Source organism: Streptomyces sp. NPDC101166 (assembly GCF_044768125.1).
Taxonomy (GTDB): Bacteria; Actinomycetota; Actinomycetes; order Streptomycetales; family Streptomycetaceae; genus Streptomyces.
In genome coordinates, this window is record NZ_JBIWPF010000046.1 from 1 (window position 1) to 10,522 (window position 10,522).

10 protein-coding genes and 1 pseudogene are annotated in these 10,522 nt (G+C 69.3%); 8 read left to right on the forward strand and 3 right to left on the reverse strand.

All coding sequences use genetic code 11. From position 1 onward, the window contains the following. Positions 1-111: 111 nt before the first annotated feature. The 3 genes and pseudogenes from ACIRS4_RS35960 to ACIRS4_RS35970 form a co-directional block, all read right to left on the reverse strand. A pseudogene (locus ACIRS4_RS35960) lies at positions 112-213 on the reverse strand (electron transfer flavoprotein subunit beta); the annotation flags it as partial. Further along, a complete protein-coding gene (locus ACIRS4_RS35965) occupies positions 210-1,376 on the reverse strand; it encodes an acyl-CoA dehydrogenase family protein (protein ID WP_404204124.1) in 1,167 nt (388 codons plus the stop codon). The gene ACIRS4_RS35965 and the pseudogene ACIRS4_RS35960, both read right to left, overlap by 4 nt. 29 nt (positions 1,377-1,405) lie before the next feature. After that, the gene (locus tag ACIRS4_RS35970) at positions 1,406-2,605 is read right to left on the reverse strand and encodes a CaiB/BaiF CoA transferase family protein (RefSeq protein WP_404204126.1); all 1,200 of its coding nucleotides are present in this window, start codon (positions 2,603-2,605) and stop codon (positions 1,406-1,408) included. Positions 2,606-2,755: 150 nt separating this feature from the next. On the opposite strand from ACIRS4_RS35970, the gene ACIRS4_RS35975 reads away from it, so the two are divergent. The 8 genes from ACIRS4_RS35975 to ACIRS4_RS36010 all read left to right on the forward strand — a co-directional run bounded on the left by ACIRS4_RS35975 (position 2,756) and on the right by ACIRS4_RS36010 (position 10,432). Then, complete coding sequence (locus ACIRS4_RS35975; RefSeq protein ID WP_404204128.1) at positions 2,756-3,715, forward strand: LysR family transcriptional regulator; 960 nt, start codon at positions 2,756-2,758, stop codon at positions 3,713-3,715. A 55-nt stretch (positions 3,716-3,770) separates the two neighbouring features. Next, on the forward strand, positions 3,771-4,577 hold the full coding sequence (locus ACIRS4_RS35980; RefSeq protein ID WP_404204130.1) for an alpha/beta fold hydrolase: 807 nt from the start codon (positions 3,771-3,773) through the stop codon (positions 4,575-4,577). 106 nt (positions 4,578-4,683) lie between these two features. Continuing rightward, positions 4,684-5,223 (forward strand): phosphonopyruvate decarboxylase, encoded by a 540-nt coding sequence (locus tag ACIRS4_RS35985; protein WP_404204132.1) that lies wholly within the window; start codon positions 4,684-4,686, stop codon positions 5,221-5,223. Next, positions 5,223-5,822: a thiamine pyrophosphate-dependent enzyme gene (locus ACIRS4_RS35990; protein WP_404204135.1), complete on the forward strand. Its 600-nt coding sequence runs from the start codon at positions 5,223-5,225 to the stop codon at positions 5,820-5,822. Before ACIRS4_RS35985 ends, ACIRS4_RS35990 begins: the two co-directional genes overlap by 1 nt. A gap of 14 nt (positions 5,823-5,836) precedes the next feature. Continuing rightward, positions 5,837-7,303, forward strand: a complete 1,467-nt coding sequence (locus ACIRS4_RS35995; RefSeq protein ID WP_404204136.1) for an aldehyde dehydrogenase — start codon at positions 5,837-5,839, stop codon at positions 7,301-7,303. Positions 7,304-7,370: 67 nt separating this feature from the next. Next, complete coding sequence (locus tag ACIRS4_RS36000) at positions 7,371-8,711, forward strand: MFS transporter (protein WP_404204138.1); 1,341 nt, start codon at positions 7,371-7,373, stop codon at positions 8,709-8,711. A 24-nt stretch (positions 8,712-8,735) separates the two neighbouring features. Beyond that, a complete protein-coding gene (locus ACIRS4_RS36005; protein ID WP_404204140.1) occupies positions 8,736-9,599 on the forward strand; it encodes a hypothetical protein in 864 nt (287 codons plus the stop codon). After that, positions 9,596-10,432 carry an HpcH/HpaI aldolase/citrate lyase family protein gene (locus ACIRS4_RS36010; RefSeq protein WP_404204142.1) on the forward strand — a complete coding sequence of 279 codons (837 nt, stop codon included), beginning with the start codon at positions 9,596-9,598 and terminating at the stop codon, positions 10,430-10,432. Before ACIRS4_RS36005 ends, ACIRS4_RS36010 begins: the two co-directional genes overlap by 4 nt. Positions 10,433-10,522: the final 90 nt, after the last annotated feature.

A 10,522-nucleotide genomic window follows, 5' to 3' on the forward strand; every position in this document is an offset into this window, starting at 1 on the left:
ACAACGCGGCGAGCGCGCGTGCCAGACGCCGCGAGCCTGGGGGCACCTCCCACCCCCTCAGGGCAGTGGGGGGAGGGACTTTCGAAACACGCCCTAGGACTCCGGGGCCTGCAGCAGACCGTCCACGTCGTCCCAATCGACGGTCAGGTCATCGGCGAAGCGCCGGTCGCCGATGGCGTCGGGCACGTACTTCACAGTGACAACGATCCTCATGCGTCCAGACCTCCGCGCTTGACCAGCTGGCTTGCGATGACGTTGCGCTGAATCTCGTTGGTGCCCTCGCCGACGATCATCAGCGGGGCGTCCCGGAAGTAGCGCTCGACGTCGAACTCGGTGGAGTAGCCGTAACCGCCATGGATGCGGACGGCGTTGAGGGCGATCTGCATGGCCGTCTCGGAGGCGAAGAGTTTCGCCATGCCAGCCTCCATGTCCACGCGTCGGCCCGCGTCCGCCTCACGGGCGGCGTACAGGGTGAGCTGGCGGGCAGCAGTAAGTGAAGTCGCCATGTCGGCCAGGTAGTTGCCGATGGACTGGTGCTTCCAGATCGGCTTGCCGAACGACTCGCGCTCCTTAGCGTAGGCGAGCGCGTCCTCGAATGCCGCCCGGCCGACCCCAAGGGCGCGGGCGGCGACCTGGAGACGGCCGGTCTCCAGCCCCTTCATAATCTGGGCGAAGCCCTTGCCCTCCGCTCCGCCGAGGACGGCATTCGCGGGCGCCCGGTAGTCCTCGAAGGACAACTCGCAGCTCTCCACGCCCTTGTAGCCGAGCTTGGGCAGGTCGCGGGAGACGGTCAGGCCCGGCCCGTGTTCGACGAGGAGGATCGAGATGCCCTGGTGAGCGGGCGTGGCTTCGGGGTCGGTCTTGCACAGCAGGGCGATCAGGCCGGAGCGGCGGGAGTTGGTGATCCACGTCTTGGTGCCGTTCACCAGGTAGCCGTCGGCGTCCTTGCGGGCGACCGTCCGCATGGCCTGGAGGTCGGAGCCGCCGCCGGGCTCGGTGAGGGCCATGGTCGCACGGATCTCGCCCGTGGCCAATTTCGGCAGGTAGCGACGCTTCTGCTCCTCCGTGCCGAAGTGCAGCAGCAGCTTGGCGACGACGGTGTGGCCGCCCATCGCGCCGGCCAGGCTCATCCAGCCGCGGGCCAGCTCCTCGGTGATCAGGACGTAACAGGGGGTGGAGACCGGGGTGCCGCCGCACTCCTCGGGGACGGCGAGGCCGAAGATGCCGAGCTGCTTCATCTGCTCGATCAGGGCTTCGGGGTAGGTGTTGGCGTGTTCCAGTTCCTGGACGACGGGCTTCACCTCCTTGTCGACGAAGTCGCGCACCGTGCGGACGATGAACTGCTCGTCCTCGGCGAGGATGTCGAAGGTGCTCATACAAGAACTCCTTGTGGTCCAGCTGTGGTTCAGATGACGCTGTCGGCCCTGAGGCGGTCGATGTCGGTGCTGCCGTATCCCAGTTCGGCCAGGACGGTCTCGGTGTGCTCCCCGGCTGCGGGCACCGGGTCCATACGCGGGGCGGTGCCCGCCAGGTCGACCGGCGGCAGCAGCGCGGGCACCACGGCTTCCCCGGGGATCCGTACGTCGCGCCAGCGGTCCCGTTCGCTGAGCACCGGGTGCGCCAGGAACTCCCCGATGTCGTTCACACCCGCATTGGCGATGTCCGCCTCGTCCAGCAGCTTCGTCACCGCATCGCTGTTCAGCTCGCCGAATCGCTCGGCGACGATCGCATTCAGCTCCGCGCGATGGTCGACGCGAGCCGAGCCGGTGGCGAACCGAGGGTCCGTGACCAGTCCCGGCTGCCCCAGGAACCGCTCACACAGGGCCGCCCATTCGCGTTCGTTCTGGATGGAGAACAGCACATCCTTGCCGTCGGCGCAGGTGTTGGCGCCGTAGGGGGCGATGGTGGCGTGCTGAGTACCGATCCGCGGGGGCTGGGTGCCGCCGAAGCGAGTATAGAAGGCGGGCTGGCTCAGCCACTCGGCCAGGGCCTCGAACAGCGACACCTCCACGTCCCGTACGGCGCCCGTGGTCGCCCGGGTGAACAGGGCGGTGAGGATGCCGGAGTAGGCGTACATGCCGGCGGCGATGTCGGCGATCGATATCCCGACGCGGGCCGCCCCGTGCTCGTTGCCGGTCAGTGAGACCAGGCCGGTCTGGCACTGGATCAGGAGGTCGTATGCCTTGCGGTCGGCCCATGGACCGCTGGTTCCGTAGCCGGAGATGGAGCAGGGGATCAGGGAGGGGAAGCGCTCGGCGAGTGCTTCGACGCCCAGGCCCAGCCTCGCGGCCGCACCCGGTGCCAGGTTCTGGACGAACACGTCGGCCCCGGCGATCAGTTGGTCCAGGATCCGTAGGCCCGCCTCCGACTTCAGGTCGAGCGTCACGGACTCCTTCGACCGGTTGAGCCACACGAAGTAGCTGGACTCGCCGTGCACCGTGGTGTCGTACCGACGGGCGAAGTCGCCCCCGCCCGGACGCTCCACCTTGATGACCCGGGCACCGAGATCTGCCAGCTGACGGGTGGCGAAGGGAGCGGCCACCGCCTGCTCGACGCTGACGACGGTGATGCCCGCCAGCGGCGGTTCTTCGGGGTGCTCGGTCATGAGATGACCTCCAGGAGGGTGCGGGTCCCGTACGGGAGTACCATCATCAGCACTCATGACGATGCTATGGAAATAGCAAGATGTGATGCCCCCATGCGTGGTGCGGATGACCAGTGCGCCCCTTGAGGTGTGGCTGCGGAGGGAAGACCCTTGGACATCAAGCAACTCAAGGCGATCGTCACGGTCTCCGAGGTGGGCAGTGTCACGCGCGCCGCAGAGCTGCTGCACCTCGTGCAGCCCGCGGTCACCCGGCAGATCCGCACCCTGGAGCAGGAGCTCGGCATCGACCTCTTCGAGCGAACCGGGCAGGGCATGCGGCCCACGGACGCCGGAGCGATCATGGTCGACCGCGCCCGGCGCGCCCTGAACGAACTGGAGCGGGCCCGTGCCGAGGTGCAGCCGAGCCCGGGGGTGGTGACGGGCATCGTCACCGTCGGGCTGCTGGAGAGCACGAGCGATCTGCTGGCCGAACCGCTGGTGACGGCTGTCGCCCGCGACCACCCCGGCGTCGAGCTTCGCCTGATGACCGCCTACTCCGGACATCTGCAGCAGTGGCTCGACGCCGGCGACCTCGACCTGACCCTGCTGTACAACCTCGACAGCACCCCCTCCCTCAACGCCCACCCGCTGGTACGGGAGCATCTGTGGGCGGTCGCTCCCGCATCCGCCGACCTCCGCGCCGACCGCCCCGTTCCGTTCACGGAAGCGGCCCGGCACCCTCTCGTCATGCCCGCCTCGGGCCACGCCCTGCGCCGTCTGATCGACGCAGCGGCGGTGCGTGCCGGAGCCGCCATGGAGATCGTCGTCCAGACCAATTCCATGCGTGTGCAGAAGCAGCTAGTCCAGGCGGGGCACGGCTGGACCGTCCTGCCCGGCGTGGGCATCGCCGAGGACGTCGCGCGGGGCACGCTGAGCGCCGCGCCGCTGAGCGAACCCGACGTGTGGCGCTCGATCGTCCTCGGCACACCGAGGCACGGGCGCACGCCGCCCGCCGTGGAGGTCGTCGCACGCGAGCTGGTCCGACAGGTCAACTCGGCCGTGCAGCAGGGCAGATGGCCCTCCGCCCAGGTCCATGGATCCGGCACCGACACCGACACCGAGGGCACGTGACCCACCCGCCGACTCAGCCGTCCGAGCAGACCCTCGAAGAACCCCGGGACATCGCATGACCGACACCGGACAGCCGTCCACCGCCATCGCCCGCGCCCAGGACAGCACGGCACTGGCCTGCCAACGCATGGGAGACGGGTATCCGCTGGTCCTCCTGGCCGGGCAGGCGAACAACCACCACTGGTGGGACCGCGTCCGCGCGGACTTCCATGCCACCCACTCCACCATCACCTTCGACATGCGTGGCACCGGCGGGAGCGGCAAGCCTCAAGGTCCGTACTCCACAAAGCAGTTCGCCGATGACGTCGTCGCGGTACTCGACCATCTGAGCATCGAGCGCGCCGATGTCTACGGCACCTCCATGGGCGGGCGGGTCGCCCAATGGGTGGCCGCCCGTCACCCGGCCCGCGTGCGACGCCTCGTCCTGGGCTGCACCTCCCCCGGCGGCCCGCACGCCGTCGAGCGCGACGCCTCCGTACGACGGGCCCTGGCCCAGGCCGACCCGGAAGCGGCCCGCCGCGCACTGACCGACCTGATGTACACCCCCGCCTGGCTCGCCGACCACCCCGGCCCGTACACGACTCTCGGCGACCCGGACATGCCCGCGCACGCCCGCCACGGACACCTGGTGGCCAGCAACGGTCACGACGCATGGGACGCGCTCCAGGGCATCACGGCACCGACGCTGCTGCTGCACGGTGACCAGGACCGGCTCACCCCACCGGACAACCTCCCCCTGCTCGCCGCCCGCATCCCCCGGACCACGAGCCATGTCTTCCCGGGCGCCCGGCACGCGTACTTCGAGGAATGCCGCGCCGAGGCCAGTGCCCTCGTCTCGGCCTTCCTCGACGAAGGGCCGTAGTTGCGCGCAGCCGCAGGGCCACAGCCGCACGCTATGCGAGCGGTGCATGCGGGTATCACTGCTTTCTATTGTTCAGCGTCACCCATCAGAACCCATGATGAACGGCATGAACGAGACAGCCGCTCCCGCCCCACCCTCCTGGCAGGAGGACGTCTTCGCCGCGTTGAAGAAGCGCGGCATACAGCAGATCGCCTACGTCCCCGACTCCGGCCATTCCCACACCATCCTCGAGGCGCAACGCGACCCCTCTATCCACGACGTGGTGCTGACCACCGAGGAGGAGGGCGTCGGTGTGGTCGCCGGGGCCTGGCTGGGTGGTCAGCGCGCGGCCCTGCTGATGCAGAGCAGCGGGGTCGGCAACTGCGTCAACATGTTCTCCCTGCTGGAGATGTGCCGGTTCCCCTTCCTGACGCTGGTGACGATGCGCGGCGAGTACGCCGAGTTCAACCCCTGGCAGAGCCCCATGGGCCGTACCACCCAGCAGGCCCTGGAACTCATGGGCATCACCGTGCTCCGGGCCGACGAGCCCGAGGACGTCGAGGAGACCGTCGAGGCCGCCCTGGACTCGGTGTTTGAGGCGGGCGAGCGTGTCGCCGTGCTCCTCGGACAGAAGCTGATCGGCCGCAAGAAGTGGGAGCGCAACTGATGACCGCCGTCGACACCCCGGCCCGCCTCGACCGCCGCCGCTTCGTCGCCGACCTGATCTCCCGGCTCCCGGAGGACGCGCTCGTCGTCACCGGCCTCGGCTCCCCCAGCTACGACGTGTTCGCCGCCGGCGACCGGCCCACCAACTTCTACCTCTGGGGCGCGATGGGCGCCGCCGCACCCCTCGCCCTCGGACTCGCCCTCGCCCAGCCGGACCGCCCCGTCGCCGCGATCACCGGCGACGGCGAACACCTCATGGGCATTGGCACCTTGGCCACCATCGGGGCCCGACTCCCGCCCAATCTCACGATCGTCGTCCTCGACAACGCCCACTTCGGCGAGACCGGCATGCAGCCCAGCCACACCGGCTTGGGCACCGATCTCGTCGCGGTCGCCCAGGGTTTCGGTATCCGCGACGCCGAACGGATCACCGACCTCGCCCAGGTCGAAGGCCTCGCCACGCGCATCATGGGGCGCGGGGCGACCACGTACGCCCAGGTGCTCATCGACACCACCGAGCCACCGCGCGCCCTGCCGCCCCGCGACGGCGTCGCCAACAAGAACACCTTCCGCGCCGCCCTCGGTCTCGGCACCTTCTAACGGACGGGGCTCCCATGCAGCGCTACGAGATGTTCATCGACGGCGAGAGCCGCAAGGCGGCCGACGGTGAGTGGTTCCCCACCGACAACCCCTATCTGGGCACGCCCTGGGCAGAGATCGCCCGGGCCACCGAGCAGGACGTGGACGACGCGGTGCGAGCCGCCCACCGCGCCCTGTACACCGGTCCCTGGGCCGAGCTGACCGCCAGTGCGCGGGGCGCTCTGCTGCGGCGGCTCGGCGACACCATCGCCGCGAACGCCCGCGACCTCGCCGAGACCGAGGTCCGCGACAACGGCAAGCTCTTCACCGAGATGCACGGCCAGGTCGGCTACGTGCCCCAGTGGTTCCACTACTACGGCGGACTCGCGGACAAGGTCGAGGGCACCGTCCCGCCGTTGGACAAGAAGGGCTACTTCGCCTACACGAAGAAGGAGCCCGTCGGGGTGGTGGCGGTCATCACGCCGTGGAACTCTCCGCTGTTGCTGCTGGCCTGGAAGATCGCTCCGGCGCTCGCGGCGGGCTGCACGGTGGTGGTCAAGCCTTCGGAATTCACCTCCGCGTCGACGCTCGAACTGGTTCGGCTCTTCCATGAGGCGGGGCTTCCGCCCGGTGTGGTCAACGTGGTCACTGGGTTCGGCCGGGACGTCGGCGCCGCCCTCGTCGAGCACCCGCTGGTCGGCAAAGTCACCTTCACCGGCTCGGACGCCACCGGGCGGCACATCAACCAGGCCGCCGCACGCGACTTTAAGCGCGTCAGCCTCGAACTCGGCGGCAAGTCACCGAACATCGTCTTCGCCGACGCCGACCTCGAAGCCGCCGTGAACGGTGCAGTCTCCGGCATTTTCGCCGCCACCGGGCAGACCTGCATCGCCGGATCCCGGCTGCTGGTCCAGGAGGGCGTGCACGACGAGGTCGTGGGCCGTCTGGTCGACCTCGCGCGCACCGCCCGCATGGGCGACCCGATGGACGAGGCCACCCAGGTCGGGCCCATCACCACCCCCACCCAGTACGCCAAAGTGCTCGACTACATCGACATCGCCCGCCAGGAAGGCGCCCGGCTCGCCCTCGGCGGCAAGCCCGCGGGCGACAAGGGCTGGTTCGTCGAACCGACCGTCTTCACCGGCGTGCGCAACAGCATGCGTATCGCCCAGGAGGAGGTCTTCGGGCCAGTCCTGGCGGTCATCCCGTTCAAGGACGAGGACGAGGCGGTCGCCCTCGCCAACGACAGCCGATACGGCCTCGGCGCCGGTGTCTGGACCGGCGACATCGGCCGCGCCTTCCGCATGGCGGACCGTATCCGCTCCGGCACCGTCTGGGTCAACACCTACCGCGCGGTGAGCTACCTGGCACCCTTCGGCGGCTTCAAGGACTCCGGCATCGGCCGCGAGAACGGCATCGGCGCCATCGCCTCCTACCTGGAGGACAAGAGCGTTTGGATCAACACCGGTGCCCCCACCGGCAACCCCTTCGTCCTCCGCTGAATTCGTCCTCCGCCGATGAGGACCGCGCGCACTCCTCCCCACCGCGACACGAGCAACGGAGCTTCCCATGTCGCAGAGCCGCACCTCCGTCCCCGCACGCTCCCAGGTCACCGCCAACGTCGTACGCGGCTGTCTCGGCAATCTCATCGAGTGGTACGACTGGTTCGCCTACGCCACGTTCAGCGTCTACTTCGCCGCCGCCTTCTTCCCGGAGGGCAATCAGACCGCCCAACTCCTCTCCACAGCAGTCGTGTTCGCCGTCGGGTTCCTGATGCGCCCGCTCGGTGGCTGGTTGCTCGGCGCCTATGCCGACAAGTACGGCCGCCGTCGCGCCCTTACCCTGTCGGTCACCCTGATGAGCGTCGGCTCGCTGACCATCGCTCTCGCCCCCGGCCACCAGTCCATCGGGCTGTGGGCTCCCGTCCTGCTGGTTCTGGCCCGTCTGCTCCAAGGGCTGTCCGTCGGCGGCGAGTTCGGCTCCAGCGCCTCCTACCTCGCCGAGGTCGCGCCCACCGGACGGCGTGGCTTCTACTCCAGCTTCCAGTACGTGTCCATCGTGCTCGGCCAGCTCGCCGCCCTGCTCGTGGCGATCGTCCTGCAGAACCTGCTCAGCGACGCGCAGTTGGAGAGCTGGGGCTGGCGCGTTCCATTCGCGATCGGAGCGGTGTCCGGGCTGATCGTCATGTACCTGCGCCGCACCATGGAAGAGTCACAGCACTTCGAACAGGAGCAAGCGAAGTCCGCGGCGAAGCAGGAACGCAAGGGGCTGCACTCCCTGTTCACCGAGTATCCGCGTCAGCTGCTGGCCGTCTTCGGCCTCGCCATCGGCGGCACCGTCGCCTTCTACACCTACACGACGTATCTGCAGAAGTACCTGGTGAACACGGCGGGCATCCCGAAGTCCACGGTTTCCGTCATCGGCTTCGCCGCTCTCTTCGTCTACATGCTGCTGCAACCCGTCGCCGGCGCGCTCTCCGACTGCTACGGCCGCCGCCCCGTCATGTTCGCCTTTTCGGTCTGCGGCATGCTCTTCACGGTCCCGATCATGACCTTTCTCGGGCGCTCGAGTAGTCCGTGGCTCGCCTTCCTGCTGATGACAGCGGCGTTGACCTTCCTCAGCGGCTACTCGGCCCTGGCCGCCATCATCAAGGCCGAGATGTTCCCCACCAAGGTCCGGGCCCTTGGCGTCGGCCTGCCGCACGCCCTGGTCACCGCCACCTTCGGCGGCCTGACCGAGCCGATCGCGCTGGCCCTGAAGAAGGGCGGCCACGAGACCGTCTTCTTCTGGTACGTCACCGCGTGCATCGGCCTGACGTTCCTTGCCACGCTGGTCGTACGCGAACCGTCCCGCACCTCCCTGCTGGAATCCCGGACGTCCGCCCCGCGGGCCACCGCCCCGCTGTCCTGACGCCGCCATACAAGGAACGAGCCCATGCCCGCCTCTTTCGCCTCCCACGTCGAGTCATGGCGTCCCGAACCGGTCACCGACGAGGACGCCCTGCAGCCCGCTCCGGCGGCGGCAATGTCGGCACTGCTGGACCTCGCCGACCCCGCCGCCGGGTCCGGAGATCCACTGCCGCCGCTGTGGCAGTGGCTCTACTTCCTGCACTGGGCACCCCAGCAGGCTCTCGGCCCCGACGGACACCTGCGCGACGCCCGCTTCCTGCCGCCCATCCCCGACCGCAGGCGCATGTTCGCAGGCGGGCGCTGCGAGATCACCGAACCCCTGCGCATCGGTCAACCGGCCGAACGCACCGTCAGCCTGGCCGCCATCACCTCCAAGCAAGGCCGCAGCGGCGAGTTGCTGTTCGTCACCGAGCGCCATGAGTTCCGGCAGAACGCCCGCCTGTGTCTGGTGGAGGAGCAGGACATCGTCTACCGGTCGGGCGCCGGCAACACGGCCCGGCACCCGGCCGCACCCGACGCATCGGCCGAACCGGACCCCGAGGGACAGTGGCAGCTGCGCCTGCACCCGACCGAGACCCTGCTCTTCCGGTTCAGCGCGCTCACCGCGAACGCCCACCGCATCCACTACGACAGCCCGTACTGCCGTGATGCGGAGGGTTACCCCGGTCTCGTCGTCCACGGCCCGCTACTGGCCCTGCTCATGCTGGAACTGGTCCGTGGGAACGCCCCGGAGCGGCAGGTGCGGTCGCTGTCCTACCGGCTGCACAGCCCGGCGTTCCTCGGCGAGTACCTCCTCGCCGACGGCACACTCACCGACGACCACGCCCGGCTGCACATCGCCACTCTCCGCGAGGCACGCCACGCCACCGCCGAGGTGACCCTCGCATGACCCCGAGCCCCCCGGACACCGACCGCATCGCCACGGCACGAACCCTGCTCTTCGTCCCCGGCCACCGGCCCGACCGCTTCGACAAGGCCGCCGCCTCCGGCACCGACCTCGTCATCATCGACCTCGAAGACGCCGTTGCCGCCGACGACAAGGACCGGGCCCGCGACAACGCCGATGCTTGGCTCGGCCTGGGCAACACAGCCGTCGTACGCGTCAATCCGCCCGGTACGCCGTGGTTCGAGGCGGACCTGGCGCGGGCCGCCGACCACAGTTGCCCCATCATGGTCCCCAAGGCCGAGAACTCGACCGTCCTCGCGGAGATCACAGCCCGCACGGCCCGACGCTGCCCGCTGATCCCGCTGGTCGAGACCGCCCTCGGCATCGAGCGGGCCCACGAGGTGTGCGCCGTGCCCGGCGTCGTGCGCGCCGCATTCGGCAATGTCGACCTGGCCACCCAGCTCGGCGTCGCCCACGACGACCACCTCGCCCTCACCCACGCCCGCTCCCGGCTCGTCCTCTCCTCCGCCGCGGCAGGCGTCCACCCGCCCGTCGACGGCGTCACCACCGCCGTACGGGATCCCGACGCGCTCGACACCGATGTCGCGCGCGCCAGGCGCCTGGGGTTCACCGGCAAACTCTGCGTCCATCCGGCGCAGGTACGGCATGTTGCCGACGGGTTCGCTCCCTCGGCCGGCGAACTGCGCTGGGCGCGCGGCGTTCTCGACGCCGGTGACTCGGTCACCACGGTCGACGGGCAGATGGTCGACCGGCCGGTGCTCGAACGCGCGCGGGGGGTCCTGGCCCGGGCGGGTGAGTCACAGGGACGTGCCTAGGTCGTGTCTTCAATTGATCTTGAGTGGTGGATCATGGTTGGGTGATACGTCGACATGAACTGTCCGATGAGGAGTGGGAGTTCCTCCGTC

Excerpts from the sequence above, each read along its gene's own strand:
- ACIRS4_RS35995 (WP_404204136.1), top strand. The coding sequence starts at position 5,837 with ATGCAGCGCTACGAGATGTTCATCGACGGCGAGAGCCGCAAGGCGGCC.
- ACIRS4_RS36010 (WP_404204142.1), top strand. The coding sequence starts at position 9,596 with ATGACCCCGAGCCCCCCGGACACCGACCGCATCGCCACGGCACGAACC.
- ACIRS4_RS35990 (WP_404204135.1), top strand. The coding sequence starts at position 5,223 with ATGACCGCCGTCGACACCCCGGCCCGCCTCGACCGCCGCCGCTTCGTC.
- ACIRS4_RS35970 (WP_404204126.1), bottom strand. The coding sequence starts at position 2,605 with ATGACCGAGCACCCCGAAGAACCGCCGCTGGCGGGCATCACCGTCGTC.
- ACIRS4_RS35965 (WP_404204124.1), bottom strand. The coding sequence starts at position 1,376 with ATGAGCACCTTCGACATCCTCGCCGAGGACGAGCAGTTCATCGTCCGC.
- ACIRS4_RS36000 (WP_404204138.1), top strand. The coding sequence starts at position 7,371 with ATGTCGCAGAGCCGCACCTCCGTCCCCGCACGCTCCCAGGTCACCGCC.
- ACIRS4_RS35980 (WP_404204130.1), top strand. The coding sequence starts at position 3,771 with ATGACCGACACCGGACAGCCGTCCACCGCCATCGCCCGCGCCCAGGAC.
- ACIRS4_RS36005 (WP_404204140.1), top strand. The coding sequence starts at position 8,736 with ATGCCCGCCTCTTTCGCCTCCCACGTCGAGTCATGGCGTCCCGAACCG.
- ACIRS4_RS35985 (WP_404204132.1), top strand. The coding sequence starts at position 4,684 with ATGAACGAGACAGCCGCTCCCGCCCCACCCTCCTGGCAGGAGGACGTC.